Source organism: Micromonospora sp. NPDC005257 (genome assembly GCF_042872445.1).
In the GTDB taxonomy this organism is placed as follows: domain Bacteria; phylum Actinomycetota; class Actinomycetes; order Mycobacteriales; family Micromonosporaceae; genus Micromonospora.
On record NZ_JBIAKL010000018.1, the window covers coordinates 13,023 to 33,101 of the forward strand.

General features: G+C 73.1%; 16 protein-coding genes. 9 read left to right on the plus strand and 7 right to left on the minus strand.

All coding sequences use genetic code 11. The features are described from left to right. Positions 1-27: 27 nt before the first annotated feature. A complete protein-coding gene (locus ACFYO8_RS27985; protein ID WP_355094909.1) occupies positions 28-852 on the minus strand; it encodes an SURF1 family protein in 825 nt (274 codons plus the stop codon). 133 nt (positions 853-985) lie between these two features. Here ACFYO8_RS27985 and ACFYO8_RS27990 point away from each other — a divergent pair, with 133 nt between their 5' ends. After that, positions 986-2,356 (plus strand): cobyrinate a,c-diamide synthase, encoded by a 1,371-nt coding sequence (locus tag ACFYO8_RS27990; protein WP_354870933.1) that lies wholly within the window; start codon positions 986-988, stop codon positions 2,354-2,356. Between the two features lie 149 nt (positions 2,357-2,505). Here the strand turns inward: ACFYO8_RS27990 and ACFYO8_RS27995 are convergent, their stop codons facing one another. Further along, positions 2,506-4,638: a transglycosylase domain-containing protein gene (locus tag ACFYO8_RS27995; protein WP_355047224.1), complete on the minus strand. Its 2,133-nt coding sequence runs from the start codon at positions 4,636-4,638 to the stop codon at positions 2,506-2,508. 121 nt (positions 4,639-4,759) lie between these two features. On the opposite strand from ACFYO8_RS27995, the gene cobC reads away from it, so the two are divergent. The 3 genes from cobC to cobA are packed head-to-tail and all read left to right on the plus strand — an operon-like array spanning position 4,760 to position 8,168. After that, positions 4,760-5,842: an Rv2231c family pyridoxal phosphate-dependent protein CobC gene (gene cobC, locus ACFYO8_RS28000; protein WP_355047225.1), complete on the plus strand. Its 1,083-nt coding sequence runs from the start codon at positions 4,760-4,762 to the stop codon at positions 5,840-5,842. Next, positions 5,842-6,912, plus strand: a complete 1,071-nt coding sequence (gene cobT / locus ACFYO8_RS28005; protein ID WP_354871260.1) for a nicotinate-nucleotide--dimethylbenzimidazole phosphoribosyltransferase — start codon at positions 5,842-5,844, stop codon at positions 6,910-6,912. Before cobC ends, cobT begins: the two co-directional genes overlap by 1 nt. Further along, positions 6,909-8,168: a uroporphyrinogen-III C-methyltransferase gene (gene cobA, locus ACFYO8_RS28010; RefSeq protein ID WP_354870927.1), complete on the plus strand. Its 1,260-nt coding sequence runs from the start codon at positions 6,909-6,911 to the stop codon at positions 8,166-8,168. Before cobT ends, cobA begins: the two co-directional genes overlap by 4 nt. A 159-nt stretch (positions 8,169-8,327) precedes the next feature. Here cobA and otsB read toward each other — a convergent pair whose 3' ends face one another. Together otsB and ACFYO8_RS28020 are read right to left on the minus strand one after the other, a co-directional pair. Further along, complete coding sequence (otsB, locus tag ACFYO8_RS28015) at positions 8,328-10,928, minus strand: trehalose-phosphatase (protein WP_354870925.1); 2,601 nt, start codon at positions 10,926-10,928, stop codon at positions 8,328-8,330. Then, on the minus strand, positions 10,925-12,325 hold the full coding sequence (locus ACFYO8_RS28020; RefSeq protein ID WP_354870923.1) for a trehalose-6-phosphate synthase: 1,401 nt from the start codon (positions 12,323-12,325) through the stop codon (positions 10,925-10,927). Before ACFYO8_RS28020 ends, otsB begins: the two co-directional genes overlap by 4 nt. 367 nt (positions 12,326-12,692) lie before the next feature. Here ACFYO8_RS28020 and ettA point away from each other — a divergent pair, with 367 nt between their 5' ends. The 4 genes from ettA to ACFYO8_RS28040 all read left to right on the plus strand — a co-directional run bounded on the left by ettA (position 12,693) and on the right by ACFYO8_RS28040 (position 16,180). Further along, positions 12,693-14,369: an energy-dependent translational throttle protein EttA gene (ettA, locus tag ACFYO8_RS28025; protein ID WP_354870920.1), complete on the plus strand. Its 1,677-nt coding sequence runs from the start codon at positions 12,693-12,695 to the stop codon at positions 14,367-14,369. Continuing rightward, complete coding sequence (locus ACFYO8_RS28030) at positions 14,362-14,805, plus strand: thioesterase family protein (RefSeq protein ID WP_354870918.1); 444 nt, start codon at positions 14,362-14,364, stop codon at positions 14,803-14,805. The genes ettA and ACFYO8_RS28030 overlap by 8 nt, the downstream gene beginning before the upstream one ends. Then, entirely contained in the window at positions 14,802-15,464 is a 663-nt protein-coding gene (locus ACFYO8_RS28035) for a hypothetical protein (RefSeq protein WP_354870916.1), read from the plus strand. Before ACFYO8_RS28030 ends, ACFYO8_RS28035 begins: the two co-directional genes overlap by 4 nt. A 131-nt stretch (positions 15,465-15,595) precedes the next feature. Beyond that, complete coding sequence (locus ACFYO8_RS28040; RefSeq protein ID WP_354870913.1) at positions 15,596-16,180, plus strand: YbjN domain-containing protein; 585 nt, start codon at positions 15,596-15,598, stop codon at positions 16,178-16,180. Positions 16,181-16,187: 7 nt separating this feature from the next. Here ACFYO8_RS28040 and ACFYO8_RS28045 read toward each other — a convergent pair whose 3' ends face one another. From ACFYO8_RS28045 to ACFYO8_RS28055, 3 genes are all read right to left on the minus strand, one after another. Continuing rightward, complete coding sequence (locus tag ACFYO8_RS28045; RefSeq protein WP_354871257.1) at positions 16,188-16,574, minus strand: globin; 387 nt, start codon at positions 16,572-16,574, stop codon at positions 16,188-16,190. Between the two features lie 78 nt (positions 16,575-16,652). Beyond that, positions 16,653-18,020 (minus strand): MFS transporter, encoded by a 1,368-nt coding sequence (locus ACFYO8_RS28050; protein WP_354870910.1) that lies wholly within the window; start codon positions 18,018-18,020, stop codon positions 16,653-16,655. 235 nt (positions 18,021-18,255) lie between these two features. After that, the gene (locus ACFYO8_RS28055) at positions 18,256-19,284 is read right to left on the minus strand and encodes a mechanosensitive ion channel family protein (RefSeq protein ID WP_354871254.1); all 1,029 of its coding nucleotides are present in this window, start codon (positions 19,282-19,284) and stop codon (positions 18,256-18,258) included. 253 nt (positions 19,285-19,537) lie between these two features. On the opposite strand from ACFYO8_RS28055, the gene ACFYO8_RS28060 reads away from it, so the two are divergent. Then, entirely contained in the window at positions 19,538-20,077 is a 540-nt protein-coding gene (locus ACFYO8_RS28060) for an HNH endonuclease (RefSeq protein WP_354870908.1), read from the plus strand. The last annotated feature ends 2 nt before the right edge of the window (positions 20,078-20,079 follow it).

Sequence of the window (20,079 nt, forward strand, 5' to 3'; positions counted from 1 at the left end):
GTGTGCCCACCGAAAGGGCGGGCGTACTCAGGCGGAGGTGGGGGCGGCCGGCTCGGCGGCCCGGTCCACCGGCTCGCCCGGCTTGTCCAGTCCGGCGAGGCGGCGGGCCTCCCGGCGGGCGACCCAGCCGTAGCCGAACAGGCTCATCACCGCGAAGATCCACCACTGCCAGACGTAGCCGAAGTTCTGCCAGTTGTTCGTGTGCCCGATCTGGACCGCCTGGAAGGCCGGGTCGGCGGCCGGCGTCTGCCCGTCGAGCAGCACGTAGCCGCCGCTCACCGGGTAGGGAAGCTGCTCGGCCAGGCGCGAGATCTCGATGCGCCGGGCCTCCAGCCTGCCGTCGCGCCGGGTGACCGCGCCACCGCCGCTCTCGCTGCCGACCACCCGGCCGGTCACCGTCACCTCGCCGGTCGGCGCCGCCGGCACCTGCGGCTGAACGGTCGCCGCGGCGCCCGGGGCGGGCGGGATCCAGCCGCGGTCGACGAGGACCGCGCTGCCGTCGGCCAGCACCAGCGGGGTGAGCACCTCGAAGCCGACCTTGTTGTCGACGGTCCGGCCGCGGATCAGGACGACGTTCGCGGTGTCGTACCGGCCGGTGGCGGTGACCCGGCTCCAGGTGACCTGCTCGGACGGGGCGGGACCGACGTCACCGGCGCCGCCGCTGGGCGCGGGGAGCGCGTCGCGCAGCGGCGCGGGCGTCATGGTGGCCCCGGCGTCGATCCGCTCGTTGACCGCCGTCCGGCCCCGGTAGCGGTCGAGCTGCCAGTTGCCCAGGAACACCATCACCGTCGCGGCGACGAGCGTGAGCGCGAGGTAGCCGAGCCAGCGCGGGGTCAGCAGGAACCGGTACACGTTGGCCAAGGCTACTCGTATGAGCGGAGCCACTCGCCGCAGCCAGGGAGAAAGGGTGGTGTGCGCGGCTCTCGCGCGCCGGACCGGACGGGTATGGTCACGCGGCGGAAACCACCCACATCAGGAGTCGATGATGACCGACGTGCCGCGCGTCGTGCTGAGTGCGCCCTCCTCGGGGCACGGCACCGGCGCCGTATCCCTCGGCCTGCTCGCGGCGCTCACCGACCGGGGGCTTCCGGTGGCCGGGTTCAAGGTCGGGCCGGACCAGGTGGACGCGGCGTACCTGGGGCTCGCCGCCGGCCGCGCGGGGCGCACGCTGGACCCGCGGCTGGCCGGTCCGGAGCGGATCGCACCCCTGTTCGCGTACGGCGCCGCCGGGGCCGAGTTCGCGCTGGTGCAGGGCACGATGGGCCTCTACGACTCGGTCGCCGGGCGGCCCGAGAGCGAGTCGACGGCGGCCGTCGCCACCGCGCTGCGCAGCCCGGTGGTGCTGGTGGTGGACGTGGCCGCGATGGGCCAGTCGGTGGCCGCTCTGGTGCACGGCTTCCGGGCGTACGACGACGAGCTGTGGCTGGGCGGCGTGATCCTCAACCGGGTGGCCTCGCCCCGGCACGAGGTGCTGCTGCGCGAGGCGCTCGACGACGTGGGCGTCCCGGTCTACGGGGCGTTGCGCCGGCACGAGCTGCCCCCGGTGCTGCCCGCCCGCCGGTACGGCACCGGGCCGGTGGTGCGCGCCGACGCCGACGCCGAACGCGGCGTACGCCGACTCGGTGAGGCGGTGGCCGCGACAGTCGATCTCGACCGGCTGCTGGCGCTGGCCCGTTCCGCCCCCGCGCTCACCGTCGAGCCGTGGTCGCCGGAGCCGGCTGACGGCCCGTCCTCGCCGGGGGAGCGCCCGGTGGTGGCGCTGGCCGGCGGACCGGCCGGCGCCTACAGCTACCCCGAGACCGCTGAGCTGCTGCGTGCCGCCGGCGCCGAGGTGGTCACGTTCGATCCGCTGCGCGACGAGGCGCTGCCCGCCGGGACCCGCGCGCTGGTCGTCGGCGGCGGGCTGCCCGAGACGTACGCGGAGGAGCTCTCCGCCAACCGCCGCCTCTGCATCGCGGTCGCCGAACTGGCCCGCTCCGGCCGCCCGGTGATCGCCGAGGGGGCCGGTCTGCTCTGGCTGGCCCGGGAACTGGACGGCCTGCCCATGTGCGGGGTGCTCGACGCGGTCGGCACGGTCCGGGAGGGCCTGGTGGTCGGCTACCGCACGGCCACCGCGGTCACCGACAGCGTGGTGGCGGCGGCCGGTACGACGGTGACCGGGCACAAGCAGCACGCCGCCGTGCTGACCCCGCGCGCCGGTGACCGGCCGGCGTGGCGGTGGGAGGGCGGCAACCCGGAGGGCTTCGTCCGGCAGGCGGTGCACGCCTCGCAGCTCGTGCCGCACTGGGCCGCGCATCCGGGAATCGCGGCCCGGCTGGTGGCCGCCGCGCCGGCCCCGGAGGGGACGTCGGCCTGATCGGGCAGGTGGCGGTCCGCCCTCCCTTCCCAACGTCGATCAAGGAGTTCGCGTCGGCTGATCGGGCGATCCCTGACGCAAACTCCTTGATCGACTACCCGGGCGCACCCCCGGGCGGATCAGGGTGGGATGGGTGGGTGGGCCGGCGGTCAGCCGACTATCTGGTCTGAGGGTGGCGTGAACTGGCGGGTGGGCTGGCCCTTCAGGGAGTCCCGCAGGGTCTGCGCCACCGCGTTCACCGGGATCTGGGACTGCCCGTCGCCCACCGCGTTGAACGGGTTGTCCGGATCGGCGATGAAGCTCGCCGCCGCCAGCTCCGGCGTGTAGCCGACGAACCACGCCGACCGGGTGCTGTCGGTCGTACCCGTCTTGCCGGCGACCGGGCGGCCGACGGTGCGCCGGACGCTGTCGGCCGTCGACCAGCCGCCGCAGCTCCCCTTCGCCGGGGTGTCGCCGGTCGGGCAGCGCGCCGCGTCGGTGGCGGCCCGGGCCGCGTCGGCGTTCACCACCTGCCGGCATCGCGGTTTGGCCACCTCCCGCCGTACCCCGCCCGGCGTGGTGTACGTGGCCGGCGTGCCGTCGCGGTTCATGATCGCGTTGACCGGGATGGCCTCGCAGTAGCGCCCGTCGGCGGCGATGGCCGCGTACGCGTTCGCCATCTCCAGCGGGGTGGCGTCGGAGACGCCGAGCGTGAACGCGCCCCACTTCTTCGCCTTGCCCGGCGACGCCTGGTCCTTGTCCACGTCGGTACGCCAGCGCAGCCCCAGTTGCTCGGCCAGGCGCACCCCGGCGTCCGCGCCGACCTTCTCCTCCAGTTGGACGAAGTACGTGTTCACCGACTTGCCGAAGCCGGACCACATGGTCTGCCGCCCGGTCATCGCGCCGCTGGCGTTCGACGGCGCCCACCCGTCGTAGACGGCCGACTTGTACCGGTACGGCGAGTCGTACGCGGTGGACAGCGGCATTCCGGCGTTGAGCGCGGCGAGCATCGGGAACATCTTGAACGTCGAACCGGCCTGGTAGCCCGGGAGCGTCCCGCCGCCGAGCAGCGGCGCCACCGTGTTGGGATAGTTCGCCTTCACCTTCGGCCCGGCCTCCGGGTTCGAGCTGTTCGGGTTCTCGGCCAGGTCGAGCGAGTAGTTCCGGTTCACGGCCATCGCCTTGATCCGCCCGGTGCCGGGCTCGGCGACCACGATGCCGTTGGCGAACGGGCTGCCGGTGTTGTCCTCGGCGCCGACGTTCTTCTCCGCCGACGCCTGGGTCTTCGGGTCGAGCGCGAGCACGATCCGGTAGCCGCCGCGACGCAGCTTGTCCATCCGTTCCAGCCGGTTCTCGCCGAACGCGGGCTGGGCGCTCCACCAGTTCTTGAGGTAGTCGCAGTAGAAGCCCCAGCTGCGGTGGCCGCCGTCGATCGCGGCGCAGTCGTTTGGCGGGTCGGTCAGTTTCAGCTTGATCGGCTGGCTCTTGGCCGCGGCGGCGGCGTCCGGCGACAGGTAGCCGAGGCGGGCCATGTTGTCCAGCACGTAGTTGCGCCGGCCGGTGGCGTCCTTCTGGTCCGAGGTGATCGGGTCGTACTCCGACGGCGACTTCACCAGCCCGGCCAGCGTGGCCGCCTCGACGGGGCTGAGCGTGGCCGGGGTCTTGGAGAAGAAGATCTGCGAGGCGGCGTAGATCCCGTACGCGCGGTGCCCGAAGTAGGCCGAGTTGAGGTAGCGCTCCAGGATCTTCTCCTTGCTCAGCTGCTTCTCGATGTCCAGCGCCATGCGCATCTCCTTGACCTTGCGCAGGCTGGTCTGCTGGGTCGCCTCCTGAACCTCCTCGGGCGTGGTCGCGCTGTCCCGCAGCGCCATCCGGACGTACTGCATGGTGATCGTCGACGCGCCCTGGGACACGCCGCCGGACTGGGCGTTGGAGACGAAGGCGCGTGCCACGCCCTTCGGGTCGACGCCGTGGTGCTGGTAGAAGCGGTTGTCCTCGGCGGCGACGATCGCCTGCTGGACGTTCGGCGACATGTTCTCGATCTTGGTGTACTGCCGGTACTCCTCGTAGAACATGGTCAGCACCGTCTTGCCGTCCGGCGCGTACACGTACGAGGTCTCGGCCGGCAACGCGGTCTTGAGGATGTTCGTCTTCTGTTCCACCGCGTGCGCGGTGGCCTTGGCCCCGAGGCCGGTGACGGCGGCCAGCGGGTACAGGGCGGCGGCGACCACGATGCCGGCGATCAGCCCGGCGCGGAGTAGGGGAACGAGACGACCTGCGGAAGCAAGGGGACGACTGCTCACGGGGTCAAGCTATGACATTTCCGATTCGAAAATGAGAAGAACTCATAAACCGGCGGACCGTGACGCGACCCACGCCGGGATGAGCTGTCCCGGGCTGCGGCTACCCGGCAGGATCGCGGACATGTCCGCACCAGCGACCGGGAGCGCCGCCGCGCTCGACGAGCCCGACCTGGGCCACCACGGGGACGCCGAGGCCACTCCCGGCCTGGTGGACCTCGCGGTGAACGTGCGCCGCGCCGCGATGCCGGACTGGCTGGCCGACCCGATCACCGCGGCCCTGGGCGACCTGGCCGCGTATCCGGATCCGGTGCCCGCCCGCGCCGCCGTCGCTCACCGGCACGGGCGACCCCCGGAGGAGGTCCTCCTCACCGCCGGGGCCGCCGAGGGCTTCGTCCTGATCGCCCGCGCCCTGTCCGGCGTCCGCCACCCGGTGGTGGTGCACCCGCAGTTCACCGAGCCGGAGGCCGCGCTGCGGGCCGCCGGGCACCGGGTGGACCGGGTGCTGCTCGACCCGGCCGACGGCTTCCGACTGGATCCGGCCCGCGTCCCGGAGGACGCCGACCTGGTCATGATCGGCAACCCCACGAACCCGACCTCGGTACTGCACCCGGCGGGTGCGATCGCCGCGCTGGCCCGCCCCGGCCGGGTGCTCGTGGTCGACGAGGCGTTCGCCGACACGACGGCCGCACCCGGTGTCGACGGCGAGCCCGAGTCGCTCGCGGCCCGCCGTGACCTGCCCGGCCTCGTGGTGGTGCGCAGCCTCACCAAGACCTGGGGTCTGGCCGGGCTGCGGATCGGCTACCTGCTCGGCGACGCCGCGCTGCTGGCCCGGCTCGCCGCCGCGCAGCCACTCTGGGCGGTCTCCACCCCGGCGCTCGCCGCCGCCACCGCCTGCGCCGCACCGGCCGCGGTCGCTGCCGAACGCGCCATCGCCGCCGAACTCGCCGCCGACCGCGACCACCTGGTGGCCCGCCTGTCCGGCCTGCCGGGGGTACGCGTGGCGGGCCGCCCGGCCGCCGCCTTCGTGCTGATCCACGTGGCCGGCGCCGCCGAGGTACGCGAGCGGCTGCGCGCGCACGGCTGGGCGGTACGCCGGGGCGACACCTTCCCCGGGCTCGGCCCGGACTGGCTCCGGATCGCCGTGCGCGACCGGGGCACCACCGACGCGTTCATCGAGACGCTGGCACGGATCCTGGAGGCATGATGCTGGAGTCCACAGTCGCGGCGATCCGGCCGCTGGACGAGGCCGCCATGGTGGCGGCCCGCGAGCTGCACGGGCGGCTGACCAAGCCCGCCGGCTCGCTCGGCGCCCTGGAACCGCTCTCGGTACGCCTCGCCGGGCTGGCCGGTGCCTGCCCGCCGCCGCTGCCCGAGCCCGCCGCGGTGGCGATCTTCGCGGGTGACCACGGCGTGCACGCCCAGGGGGTGACCCCGTGGCCGCAGGAGGTCACCGCCCAGATGATCGCCAACTTCCTGGCCGGCGGCGCGGTGGTGAACGCGTTCGCCCGGCAGGCCGGCGCCTCGGTCACGGTGGTGGACGTCGGCGTGGCCACCCCGATCCCCGGCGCCGAGTCCGCCGACCCGGCCGGGCCGCGCCTGGTGTCCGCGAACGTCCGCCCCGGCACCCGGGACATGACGCTCACCGCGGCGCTGAGCCGGGACGAGGCCCGTACCGCCGTCGAGACGGGCATCCGGGTCGCCGGTGAGCTGATCGACGCCGGGGCGGGCATCCTGCTCACCGGTGACATGGGCATCGGCAACACCACCCCGTCCGCCACGCTCATCGCCGCGTTCTCCGGTGCGGATGCGGAGGCGGCCACCGGTCGGGGCACCGGGGTCGACGACGAGACGTACGCCCGCAAGGTGGCTGTGGTGCGGGCCGCGCTGGCCCGGCACGAGCCCGACCCGGCGGACCCGCTGGGCGTGCTCGCGGCGGTCGGCGGGCTGGAGCACGCCGCGCTGGCCGGCCTGATCCTCGGCGCCGCCGCGCGGCGGGTGCCGGTGCTGCTCGACGGCGTGATCGCGGTGAGCGCCGCGCTCGCCGCCGCCGCGTTCGCGCCGGACGCCGTGGGCGCCATGGTCGCCGGGCACCGCAGCGCCGAGCCGGGCGCCACGGCCGCGCTGCGGCACCTCGGGCTGGAGCCACTGATCGACCTGGGGCTGCGGCTCGGCGAGGGCACCGGGGCGCTGCTCGCCCTGCCGGTGGTCACCGGCGCGGTCCGGGTGCTGCACGAGGTGGCGACGTTCGACTCCGCCGGGGTGGCGGAGAAGTGACCGGGCCGGCCGGGCCGACGCCACCCAGCCCGTACCCGCTGGGGTTGCGGCTGGCCGGGCGGCGCGTGGTCGTCGTGGGCGGGGGAGCGGTCGCCACCCGGCGGGTGCCGGCGCTGCTGGACGCCGGCGCGGACGTGCTGCTGGTGTCGCCCGCGCTGACCCCGGCGCTGCGCGCGCAGGTGGACGCCGGGCGGCTGCACTGGGAGGCGCGCCGGTTCGTCCCCGGCGACCTGGACGGCGCGTGGCTGGTCCAGGTGGCGGTGGACGACCGGGCCGCTGCCGCGTCGGTCAGCGCCGCCGCGGCCGAGCGGCGGATCTTCTGCGTCCGCGCCGACGACCGGACGGCGGCGAGCGCGTGGACCCCGGCGGTGACCCGGCACGGCCCGGTCACCGTGGCGGTCCTCGGCGGCGGCGACCCCCGCCGCGCGATGGCGACCCGCGACGCCGTGCGCGAGCTGCTGGGAAGGAAGGGCCCTCTGTCAACGCCTGCGGCAGCGGAAGGGGCCCCGCCTGACACGGGCGGGCGCGTCGCGCTGGTGGGTGCCGGGCCGGGCGACCCGGAGCTGATCACCGTGAAGGGGTGGCGGCTGCTCACCGAGGCCGAGGTGGTCGTCGCCGACCGGCTCGTGCCCGGCCTGCTCCTGGACGAGCTGCGCCCGGACGTGGAGCTGGTCGACGCCTCCAAGATCCCGTACGGGCCGTCGCGCGCCCAGGAGGAGATCAACCGGATCCTGGTGGACCGGGCCCGGGCCGGCAAGGTGGTGGTGCGGCTCAAGGGCGGCGACCCGTACGTCTTCGGTCGCGGCGGCGAGGAACTGCTGGCCTGCGCCGAGGCGGGCGTGCCGGTGACAGTGGTGCCCGGCGTGACGAGCGCGATCGCGGTGCCGGAGGTGGCCGGGGTGCCGGTGACCCATCGGGGTGTGGCGCACGAGTTCACAGTGGTCTCCGGACACGTCGCGCCCGACTCGTCGGCGTCGCTGGTGCGCTGGGACGCACTGGCCGGGCTGCGCGGCACGCTGGTGATCCTGATGGGGCTGAAGAACCTCGCCGCGATCAGCGCCACCCTGATCGCGCACGGCAAGCCGGGGGACACCCCGGCCGCGGTGATCCAGGAGGGCACCACCGCCGCCCAGCGGACACTGCGCGCCACGCTCGCCACCGTCGCCGCCGACGTCGAGGCCGCGGCCCTGCGCCCGCCCGCGATCGTGGTGCTGGGCGACGTCGTCCACGCCCTGACTCCCACCGCCCCCGCCTGACAGCGTCGATCTTGCACTTGGCGCCCGCCAGGTGCCCGTTACCGCCCTCTTTGCCGGGGCGGCAAGTGCAAGATCGGCGGCGGGCGGGGTCGGGGTGGAACGGGGACGGCGGCGGGGGACCGTCGGGTCTCCCGCCGCCGTCCGGGCGCTTCGGTCAGGTCACTGCTTGAGCATGTTGTCCAGCAGCAGCGCGCAGCGGATCAGGCCGAGGTGGCTGTACGCCTGCGGGTGGTTGCCCAGCCCGCGTTCGGCCAGCGGGTCGTACTGCTCGGGGAGCAGGCCGGTGGGGCCGGCCGTGTCGACCATCTGGGTGAACAGCTCCTCGGCGTCGGTACGGCGGCCGGTGCGCAGGTACGCCTCGATCAGCCACGACGTGCAGATGTGGAAGCCGCCCTCCCGGCCGGGCAGGCCGTCGTCCCAGTGGTACCGGTAGACGACCGGACCGCTGCGCAACTCCGCCTCGATCTTGAGCACGGTGGAGAGGAAGCGCGGGTCGTCGCCGGCGAGCAGCCCGGAGATGCCGATCCACAGCGACGAGGCGTCCATCTCCTCGTAGCCGTAGGCGACGCTGTACGCCTCGGCCTCCGGGTGCCAGCCGTGCTCCAGCACGTTCGAGGCGATCCGGTCGCGCAGCTCGACCCACTCCGGTCGGTCCTCGCCGCCGTGCCGGCGTACCACGTGCAGCGCCCGGTCCACTGTCATCCAGAGCATGACCTTGGAGAAGACGTGGTGCCGCGGGGGGAGGCGGGCCTCCCAGATGCCGTGGTCGGGCTCGTGCCAGCGGCGGCGTACCGCCTCGACCATGTTCTCCAGCACCCGCCACTCGTCGTCGCGGATCGAGCCCCGGGCGTCGGCCACCGCCGCGATCAGGTCCGCGACCGGGCCGAAGACGTCGAGCTGGAGCTGGTGGTTGGCGAGGTTGCCGACCCGTACCGGCCGGGAGCCGGCGTACCCGGGCAGCGTGTCGATGACCGCCTCGGCGCCCAGCTCGTAGCCGTCCACCGTGTAGAGCGGGTGCAGCCGCTCCGGGTGCCCGCCGGTGCGCTCGACCACGCCGTCGATCCAGCGCAGCAGCCCTTCGGCCTCCTCGGTCGAGCCGAGGTCGACGAGTGCGCGGGCGGTCATCGCGGCGTCGCGCAGCCAGCAGTAGCGGTAGTCCCAGTTGCGGACACCGCCCAGCTCCTCCGGCAGCGACGTGGTGGCCGCGGCCAGGATCGAGCCGGTCGGCTCGTGGCAGAGCCCGCGCAGCGTCAGCGCGCTGCGGGCGACCAGGTCCCGGGCGGTGGCCGGCAGCCGCAGCGAGGCCACCCAGTCCTTCCAGGGCTGCTCGGCGGCGGCCTGCCGCTCGTGCACCGGCAGCCGGTGCGGCTCCAGGCTCTGCGTGCCGAAGCGCAGCTCCAGCACCACCTGGCCGCCGGCCGCCGACAGGTCGACCACCGCCTTCGCGGTCTCGTACCCGGCGTCGCTCGTGACCTCCCACTCGACGCCGGGGGCGTGCAGCGCCACCGGCTCGTTGGAGCCGAGCACCAGCAGCCCGTCGTCGAGCGGCTGGAGCTGCACCGCCACCTGACCGAACTCGGGACGCGGCGAGAACTCGATCCGGGCCCGCCCGGTGCCGCTGAGGACCCGGACCAGTGTCGAGTCGCCGCTGACCACGGCCGGGTCGTCCGGCGTGGTCTCCCGCGCCGGCAGGTCGAGCCAGTCGGTCACGGTGAGGCCGGACCAGCGGGTCTCGACTGTCATCGTGTTGCTGCGGTAGCGCTGCCCCAGCGGGATGCCGCCGCGCTCCGGGCCGACCGTGAAGTGCCCGGCCGGGCTGCCGCCGACCAGGTCGGCGAAGATCGCCGCCGAGTCGGGCTTCGGGTGGCACAGCCAGGTGATCTTGGCTTCCGGTGTGACCAGCGCGACCGTACGGCCGTTGGCGAGCATCGAGTGCCGCTCGATCGGCACCGCCCGCTCGCCGAACAGCCAGTGCCGCCGCGTCTCCAGCAGCAGCCCCAGCGCGCGGGCCGCCTCGATCGGCTCGGCCACCCGGTAGTCGGCGCGGGTCTCCCCGGGGCCGATCTTGATGCCGACGTCCGGCCCGGCCAGGTTGCCGAAGGCGTTCTCGTCGGTGACGTCGTCGCCGATGAACAGGACCGCGCTCGCGGCGAGCTGGGTGCGGAGCTGGTCGACGGCGGTGCCCTTGTTCGTGACCACCACCGACAGCTCGATGACCTCCTTGCCCTGGGTGACAGTCACGCCCTCCCAGGTCGCGGGGCCGCTGCGGACCGCCTCGACGGCCCGGGCGGCGACGTGCGGGTCGACGCCGCGGGTGTGCACCGCCACGCTGGCCGGCTTGCGCTCCAGGCGGATGCCCGGGTGCTCGGCGGCGATCTCCCGCAGCGCCTCGCGGAGCCGGTGCCGGACCGCGATCAGCTCGGGTGTGAGGCGTTCGACGAATCCGATGTCGAACTCCGAGCCGTGGCTGCCGACGAGGTGCACCTCGCTGGGCAGCCGGGAGAGCGTGGCCAGGTCGCGCAGCGCGCGGCCGGAGACGACCGCGACGCTGGTCTGCGGCAGCGCGGCCAGGGCGCGTACCGCGGCCACCGACTCCGGCAGCGGCACGGCTCTGCTCGGGTCCTCGACGATCGGCGCGAGCGTGCCGTCGTAGTCGCAGGCGACCAGAAGCTGCGGAACCCGGGCGATGCGGCCGATCGCGGCACGCAGTTCGGGATCCAGCACGCCGCCGTGGGCGGCGGCGAGGGCGGGCGAGGTCACGCAGCCTCCGTATCGGGGACGCCGAGCTCGCTGAGGAACGACTTGGCCCAGTGGCCCACGTCGTGGCTGCGCAGATGGCGCTGCATGACGCGCATCCGGCGGCGGGCTTCGGGCTTTTCGACATGCACGGCCCGCAGCAACGCGTCCTTCACCGCGTCCGGGTCGTGCGGATTACACAGGAACGCCTGGCGCAGCTCTGTGGCAGCGCCGGCGAACTCACTGAGCACGAGCGCGCCGCCCTGGTCGGCGCGCGATGCGACGTACTCCTTGGCCACCAGATTCATTCCGTCTCGCAGCGGGGTCACCATCATGACGTCGGCCGCGACGTACATCGCGGCCAGTTCGGAGCGACTGTACGACTGATGCAGGTAATGCACTGCAGGCACGCCGACTCGGCCGAATTCACCATTGATCCGGCCTACCTCGCGTTCCACCTTCACCCGAAGTGCCTGGTAATGCTCCACCCGCTCGCGGCTGGGCGTGGCGACCTGCACCATAACCGCGTCGGGAACTGTCAACTTTCCGTCAGCAAGGAGTTCGCGGAAGGCCTTGAGGCGGAGTTCGATGCCCTTGGTGTAGTCGAGCCGGTCGACCCCCAGGATGATCGTCTTCGGGTTGCCCAGCTCCTCGCGAATCTGCTTCGCGCGGGCCTGGATCGCCGGGTCCTCGGCCAGCCGCTCCATCTCCTTCGTGTCGATCGAGATGGGGAACGCGCCCGCCTTCACCTGCCGGCCGTCGACCTGGATCATCTGGCCCTCGTAGCGCAGGCCGAGCAGGTGCCGGGCCAGCCGGACGAAGTTCTGCGCCGCCAACCGCTGCTGGAAGCCGATCAGGTCCGCGCCGAGCAGCCCACGCAGGATCTCGGCCCGGAACGGCATCTGCATGAACAGCTCGATCGGCGGGAACGGGATGTGCAGGAAGAAGCCGATCCGCAGGTCCGGCCGCAGCTCGCGGAGCATCGCCGGCACGAGCTGGAGCTGGTAGTCCTGGACCCAGACCGTGGCGCCCTCGGCGGCCACGTCCGCGGCGGCCTCCGCGAACCGGGCATTGACCAGGCGGTACGCCTCGCGCCAGCGTCGCTTGTAGGCGGGCGTCTCCACCGCGTCGTGGTAGAGCGGCCAGATCGTCGCGTTCGACTGGCCCTCGTAGTAGCGCTCCAGTTCCTCGGCGCTCAGCGGCACCGGGTGCAGTCGGATGCCCTCCAGGTCGAACGGCTCGGGCGCGGCGCCGGTGCCGCCGGCCCACCCCACCCAGGTGCCCTGGTGCTCGGCGAGGACCGGGTGCAGTGCGGTCACCAGCCCGCCGGGGCTGCGCCGCCACTGCCGCCCCTCGGGTGTGCTCACCTCGTCGACCGGCAGGCGGTTGGCCACTACGACAAAGGAGCTACGGACGGTCACGATCTGCTACCTCCGGGTACTGACGGGTCCACCGCGATGAGCGTACTGAGCGTAGCCGCGGCCTCTGATCCCCCGTGCCGGAGTTACCTACCCGTCCCAGAACCGCCGAATCACCGCGTGATCTTGTCGACACGGCGGTTCAGAGGCCGATGGTGGCCCGGGTGGTCTCCAGCGCCACCTGGGCGAGGTCCAGGCTCGCCGCCGTACCCCTGGGGTGGGGTGATGTGGGCGTCGAGGTCCGTACCTGTCAGGATTGACGGCGGCGTGCGTGTGGCCGGCCCCCGGCCGGCGGCGGCAGGCGCAGATCGACGCCCGCGCCCCGCACCCGACAAGCCCGCGATCGCAACCGACGGAGGTAGCCCGCACCGTGGCCCAGTTCATCTACGTCCTGGACAAGGCGCGCAAGGCGCACGGCGACAAGGTCGTGCTCGACAACGTGACGCTGAACTTCCTGCCGGGTGTCAAGATCGGGGTGGTCGGTCCGAACGGCGCCGGTAAGTCCAGCCTCCTCAAGATCATGGCAGGGCTGGACCGGCCGAGCAACGGCGAGGCCCGGCTCATGCCCGGCTACTCCGTCGGCATGCTCGCCCAGGAGCCGCCGCTCAACGAGGAGAAGACGGTCCTCGGCAACGTCGAGGAGGCGGTCGCCGAGACCAAGGCCAAGCTCGAGCGGTTCAACGCCATCGCCGAGCAGATGGCCACCGACTACTCCGACGAGCTGATGGAGGAGATGGGCAAGCTCCAGGAGGACCTGGACGCCGCCGACGCGTGGGACATCGACTCCAAGCTCGAACTCGCGATGGACGCGCTGCGCTGCCCGCCGCCGGACGCCGACGTCACCACCCTCTCCGGTGGTGAGCGCCGCCGGGTCGCGCTGTGCAAGCTGCTGCTGGAGGCGCCGGATCTGCTGCTGCTCGACGAGCCCACCAACCACCTGGACGCGGAGAGCGTGCAGTGGCTGGAGCAGCACCTGGCCAAGTACGCCGGCACCGTCCTGGCGATCACCCACGACCGGTACTTCCTGGACAACGTGGCCAACTGGATCCTGGAGCTGGACCGCGGCCGGGCCTACCCGTACGAGGGTAACTACTCCACCTACCTGGAGAAGAAGGCCGCCCGGCTCTCCGTCGAGGGGCGCCGCGACGCCAAGATGAAGAAGCGGCTGTCCGAGGAACTGGAGTGGGTCCGCTCGAACGCCAAGGCGCGGCAGACCAAGTCCAAGGCCCGTCTGGACCGCTACGACGAGATGGCCGCCGAGGCGGAGAAGACCCGGAAGCTGGACTTCGAGGAGATCCAGATCCCGCCGGGCCCGCGCCTGGGCAACACGGTCATCGAGGCGCAGAACCTGACCAAGGCGTTCGGTGACCGGGTGCTGATCGAGGACCTGTCGTTCTCGCTGCCCCGCAACGGCATCGTCGGCATCATCGGCCCCAACGGCGTCGGCAAGACCACGCTGTTCAAGACCATCGTCGGGCTGGAGCAGCCGACCAGCGGCTCGGTCCGGGTCGGCGAGACGGTGTCGTTGTCGTACGTCGACCAGAACCGGCAGGGCCTGGACGGTGACAAGACCGTCTGGGAGGTCGTCTCCGACGGGCTCGACCACCTCATGGTGGGCAAGGTCGAGATGCCGTCCCGGGCGTACATCGCGGCGTTCGGCTTCAAGGGGCCGGACCAGCAGAAGCCGACGAAGGTGCTCTCCGGCGGCGAGCGCAACCGGCTCAACCTGGCGCTGACGCTCAAGATCGGCGGCAACGTGATCCTGCTCGACGAGCCGACGAACGACCTGGACGTGGAGACCCTGTCCAGCCTGGAGAACGCGCTGCTGGAGTTTCCCGGCTGCGCCGTGGTGATCTCCCACGACCGGATGTTCCTGGACCGGGTCGCCACGCACATCCTGGCCTGGGAGGGCGACGACCAGAACCCGGCCAAGTGGTTCTGGTTCGAGGGCAACTTCGAGGCGTACGAGAAGAACAAGGTCGAGCGCCTCGGCGCCGAGGCGGCCCGGCCGCACCGGGTGACCTACCGCAAGCTCACCCGTGACTGACCGCTTCGTCTACCACTGCGCGCTGCGCTGGTCCGACCTGGACGCGTACGGCCACGTCAACAACGCCCGCTTCCTCACGCTCTACGAGGAGGCGCGGGTGGCGATGATGTTCGCCGGCGGCCGGGCGTGGGGGGTGGGCTCGCTCGCCGACGGCGTGGTCATCCGCCGGCACGAGGTCGACTACCTGCGCCCGGTCGACTACGCGCTCGGCCGGGCCAGCGCGGAGGCCGCCCCGACGGTACGGATCGAGCTGTGGGTGGACGAGATCCGGGCCGCCTCCTTCTCGGTCGCGTACGAGCTGTACGACGGCGACACGCTGGCCGGCACCGCCCGGTCGCTGCTGGTGCCGTTCGACCTGACGGCGCAGCGCCCGCGCCGGATCTCGGCGGAGGAACGGGCGTTCCTGCTCCGCTACGCGCCGGGGCTGACCGGATGACCGGGCACGGGTTGACCGGGACGGCCGACGCTGGGGCCTTCCTGGCCCGGCTGGTCCGGTTCGACCCGGCCACAGTGGTCCGGCTGCGGCCGGTGCCGGGCACCGGCCGTACCGCCCTCTGGGCGCGTCTGCCGTGGGGGGTGCTCGTGGTCCGTACCGTGCCCGGCACGGCCCCCGGCGACGTCACTGTCGCCGCGGGGGAGCTGCTGGCCGAACTCTCCGCCAGGGGGACGGCCCTTCCGGTACGCCGGGACGACGGCTGGCGGTGGCAGCTCCCACCGGCCGCGAGCCGGGCCGTGGAGGCGCTGCCCGGCGCCGAGCTGCGGCGGATCGCGGAGGCGGCGGCCGGCACGCTGCGCGAGGCCGCCGTGCACGGCGTGGCGGGCCGCGCGGTCGGGCAGCGGGTGCTGCGGGACGCGCTGCTGGACCACGTCGCAGTGGTGGTGACCCCGGACGAGGCGCCGCGCACCCCGGTTGAGGTGACGCAGCGGCTGGTGCAGGGTCTGGTCCGGATGGGTTTCCTCGGCGCCGGCGAGGACGACGTTCAGGTGCGCAGCGCGGGCCGATGGGTCGGGCTCGTCGGCCCGTTCGGGGCGGTCTGGTCGCGGACTGTCGCCGATCTTGCACTCAAGCCGACAGTAGGTCATCCGAACGGATGACCCCGCGTCGTCCTTCCGGCCTGGGGCGGTCGTTGGGGGGATGCCTCATGCCGTCTGTCCGGGTACCGTCCATCCTCGGATCCAACGCACCGTAGGCGTCCGGATCCGCTGGGGAGTGAGGTGCGCGAGCGATGCCGTGGTGGTCATGGCGCCCTGGTCCCGCCGCTGGCGGGGAGCCGGAGACTCGAAGCGGGACCACAGTGGATGACACCATCCGGGTCGGGCCACCGGCCCCTCGCCCTCCGGGCGACGACGTGGCGCCACCCGAGCGACCGGCCCTCGCGGACATGCCGGCCACCGTCGCGCCGGTCACCCTGAGCCGGGTCTGCGACGCGCTCGACCTGCTCGACGTGCGCTATCTGGCCGACGGGGACGGCAACCTGCTGGCCATGTGGGAGCGCCACGCCGTGCTCGTCGCGCTGGAGGGCCCGGAGGACGAGATCCTGGTGATGCGGGCCCGCCCGCACGCGACGGTCCCGCCGGACTGGGCCGACCGGGCCTACCGCGTGGTGAACGAGTGGAACCACACCCGGCGCTTCTGCAAGGCGTACATCGGCGACCCGACCGAGCGCGGTCAGCTCCCGATCTACGCCGAGTTGCAGGTTCCGCTCGGCGCCGGTGCCCACGACGCCCTGCTGGTCGAGATGCTCGACTGCGGCGCCGCGGTCGCCGTCACGTTCGTCGACTGGCTGCACGACGAGGGCGCCCTGCTCTGAGCCGGGCTCAGCCCGCGGCCGGGTCCTCCATCACGTTCACCATGAAGTAGGCGGCCCGCTCCAGGTAGTCCCAGAGCGCGGCGGCGAGCTGCGGCGGCAGGTCGAGCGTGTCCACCGCCCGGCGCATGTGGTGCAGCCAGGCGTCCCGCTCGGCCGCGCCGATCCGGAACGACGCGTGGCGCATCCGCAGTCGCGGGTGGCCGCGCTGCTCCGAGTAGGTGTGCGGGCCGCCCCAGTACTGGATGAGGAACAGGGTCAGCCGATCGGCCGCCGGGCCGAGGTCCTCCTCCGGGTACATCGGCCGCAGCAGCGGGTCGTCGGCGATACCGGCGTAGAACTCGTCCACCAGCTTGCGGAAGGCCGGTTCACCGCCGATCGCCTCGAAGAGGGTCATCGACTCGCCTGGGGAAGTCACGCTTCCATCCTGCCAGGTGCGGCCCCGCACCCGCGCCCGCCCACCGGGCGGCGCGAATCACGTCACCGCGTGCCGGTGCCGGCCGGGCTCGCGGTTGCGGTCGCCCGGCGCCGGGCCGGGCGAGTGCGCGTGGGCGCCGCCGGCCGACGACTCGGCGCGGGCGGTCTCGATGGCGTCGTTGATCACCTGTGGCCGGGGCCAGGCGAGCGCCGCCACGGTCATGATCAGCACCCCGGCCGCGCTCCAGGCGCCGACCACCGTCGGAACCGAGAACCGCTCCGCGAGCGCCCCCGTGGCCAGCACCGCGGCGCCCTGGATGATCTGTGTGCCACTGGCCATCACGCCGAACGCCCGGGCCCGGAATCCGTCCGGCAGCGCCTGCACGAACAGGCCGTTGGCGATCGGGACGAGCCCGGCGACGGCGAAACCGCATCCGGCCGCGAGCAGCGCCACCACCGCCGGTGGCGGGTTGAACAGCGCGGGTACGAGTGTCGCCGGTGCGATGATCATCAACGGTCGCATCAGCGTCAGCCGCCGGGTCGGACCGACGAGCCGGCTGATGGTCAGCCCCCCGAGGATGTATCCGACCGGTACGGCGGCCATGATCAACCCTTGGGCGGTGCCCGTGTTCATCCGGCCGTCGGTGCGGTCGGCGGCCCAGCCCGCGGCCAGCCCTTCGGGGACGATCGAGAAGAGCATCGCGCTGAACACCAGCACCGCGATGGCGCGCAGCACCGGCCGCTCGAAGACGATCTGGAAGCCCTGGACGGTCTCCCGCAGCAGATGGCTGCGGTGCGCCTCGGCCATCGCCGGTGGCCGCTCGCGGAGGCCGAAGCGGACCAGCACGGCCGACACGGCGAACGTGACGGCGTTGACGAGCAGCGCGATGTTCGGGTTGAGCGCCGCCACGGTGGCGCCGATCAGGTAGCCGACGACCTGGGCGGCCTGGCCGGCGCTGGTCAACGCGGACAGGCCCACGACCAGCCGGTCCCCGGTCAGGATGTGCGGCATCAGCGCCGACCGCGCCGCCTGGCTGGGCGGGTTCGCGAGCGTGGCCAGAAAGATCAGCGCGAAGACCGACCAGGTCGGCATCCGGGGCATCGCGACCAGCGCCATCAGCGCCATCCGGAGGAGGTCGCAGACCACCATGACCCGCCGGTAGTGGTGCCGCTCGGCGAGCGCGGAGAGCAGTGGGCCGCCGACCAGCCACGGAAGGTAACTGGCGGCGAACGCGGCGGCGGAGAGCGCGACCGAATTGGTCTCACGCAGCACGAGCACGGCGACCGCGGCGCGGGCCAGATAGTCGCCCACCCAGGAGAGGGTGTTGGCGGCGAAGATGACGCGGAACTCCGACTGACCGAAGACGTCCCGAAAGGTGGCCGGACCCTCCTGGCCGGGTCGCGCGTCGGACACCGTCGCCTCCATCGTTCCTGGCCGACCACTTGTGATGGCCCGACCGGGAACCGTCGTCAGATCAACCGATCAGCGAGGACACGAGCACGCTCCCCGGTGGAGCGTGTGCACCGGATTCTGCCCGATCGTCTGACAACTGGCTAGGGTGAACGGATTGATCGTCGCATCTCCGACTGAACCGAACGGACGATACCCGAGGGGCCGCGCGGCGCGCGACCCCCGGAAACAGTCCGGCTCGTCCGGCGACTCAGGTGGGTCCGCCGGTGCCCGTACCCTCGGTGGCGGCCGACGCCGGCTGCGGGACCGGCCGGCCCGGGAACAGCCGGGCGGCCGCGATCTGCGCGACGATCCCCGAGTTCTCCAGCGCCTCTGCGAGGCGGCGGCGCAGCTCACGGCCGACCGCGAACTGCCCGTCCGCGGTGGTCTTGACGACGGTACGGATCACCGCGCCGTCGACAGTGATCTGCTCGACGCCGAGCACCTCCGGCTCCTCGACGATCTTCGGCGCCAGCTCCGGGTCCAGCGCCACCGACGCCGCCGCGGTGCGAAGCACGGCGGTGGCCTCCTCGGTGGAGGCGAACCCGATCGGCAGGTCGACCACCACCAGCGCCCAGCCCTGGCTCTTGTTCCCGACCCGGATGATCTCGCCGTTGCGGATGTACCAGAGCACGCCGCGGCCGTCCCGGACGGTGGTGACCCGCAGGCCCACCGCCTCGACCACGCCCGTCGCCTCGCCCAGGTCGACCGTGTCGCCGACGCCGTACTGGTCCTCGATGAGCATGAACAGGCCGGCGATGAGGTCCTTGACCAGGCTCTGCGCGCCGAAGCCGAGCGCCACGCCGGCGATGCCCGCGCTGGCCAGCAGCGGGGCCAGGTCGAAGCTGAACTCCTTGAGCACCATCAGCAGCGCGATGCCGAAGACGAATGCGGTGACCATGCTGCGCAGCACCGACCCGATCGCCTCGGCCCGCTGCCGCCGCCGCTCCGGCACGAACTGGTTCGGCTCGAACGTGGCGCTGGGGATCCGCTCGCGCAGCGGGCGGAGCATGGTCGGCACCGCGCCCTCGGTGGTGGTACGCACCAGCCGGTTGATGGTCCGGTGCAGGGCCCACCGGGCGGCCACCGCGATGACCAGTATCAACGCGACCCGCAGCGGTTTCAGCAGGATCCAGTAGCTGCTCTCGGCGAACCAGGCGGAGCCGGTGAGCCGGTACAGGAACTCGCAGGAGCTGCTGCCCTGGCAGTCCGGGCGCCGGTCGGAGAGGGCGGACACCACGGCGGAGATCAGGTCGGAGACGTTCACAGTGCTTTCGTACCGCACGGGCGGGCAGCGGCCGACATCGCCACCTCGGCGAAGTGGCGCCGCCCCGGGGGTTAGCCGGGATTAGTACGTGCAATCGCGGGCGCGATCAGGGACTATTGGCGCAACGGACGTCGGTGATCCAGCCGGCGTCGGAGCCGTTCCGCGCTGTTCGCGGGCCGTTCCGGCGCGCAGGGGCGGGAGCGGCTGGACCGGGAGGGTGAGCGCGATGCCTGACATACGACCCACGGCGGGCTCCGGTGCACTCGTTCTCAACGTCACCTACGAGCCCCTGTGCGTCGTGTCGGTGCGTCGTGCCGCGATCCTCGTCCTCTCCGCCAAGGCGGTCTGCGTCGCCGACGGCGAGGGCATCCTGCACAGCGCGCGCAACGCGTTACCGGTGCCCTCCGTGGTACGCCTGACCCGCTACGTCCGGGTGCCGTACCGCACCCACATCGGGCTGTCCCGGCGGGCCGTGTTCGCCCGCGACGGGTGGCGGTGCGCGTACTGCCGGGGGCCGGCCGAGACCATCGACCACGTGTTCCCGCGCAGCCGGGGCGGCCGGCACGCCTGGGAGAACGTGGTCGCCGCCTGCGCGCGGTGCAACCACACGAAGGGCGACAAGACGCCGGCCGAGCTGGGCTGGCGGCTGCACCGCCTGCCCGCCGCGCCCAAAGGGACCGCCTGGCGGGTGCTCGGGCACCGCGCCCCCGACCCGCGCTGGGCGGACTGGCTCGACCTGCGCGAGCCCGAGCCCGAGGCGGCCTGACC

Coding starts and splice junctions, on each gene's coding strand:
- cobT (WP_354871260.1), top strand. CDS start 5,842: ATGCTGGAGTCCACAGTCGCGGCGATCCGGCCGCTGGACGAGGCCGCC.
- ACFYO8_RS28060 (WP_354870908.1), top strand. CDS start 19,538: ATGCCTGACATACGACCCACGGCGGGCTCCGGTGCACTCGTTCTCAAC.
- ACFYO8_RS28045 (WP_354871257.1), bottom strand. CDS start 16,574: ATGACCCTCTTCGAGGCGATCGGCGGTGAACCGGCCTTCCGCAAGCTG.
- ACFYO8_RS28050 (WP_354870910.1), bottom strand. CDS start 18,020: ATGGAGGCGACGGTGTCCGACGCGCGACCCGGCCAGGAGGGTCCGGCC.
- cobC (WP_355047225.1), top strand. CDS start 4,760: ATGTCCGCACCAGCGACCGGGAGCGCCGCCGCGCTCGACGAGCCCGAC.
- ACFYO8_RS28035 (WP_354870916.1), top strand. CDS start 14,802: ATGACCGGGCACGGGTTGACCGGGACGGCCGACGCTGGGGCCTTCCTG.
- ACFYO8_RS28040 (WP_354870913.1), top strand. CDS start 15,596: ATGCCGTGGTGGTCATGGCGCCCTGGTCCCGCCGCTGGCGGGGAGCCG.
- ACFYO8_RS27990 (WP_354870933.1), top strand. CDS start 986: ATGACCGACGTGCCGCGCGTCGTGCTGAGTGCGCCCTCCTCGGGGCAC.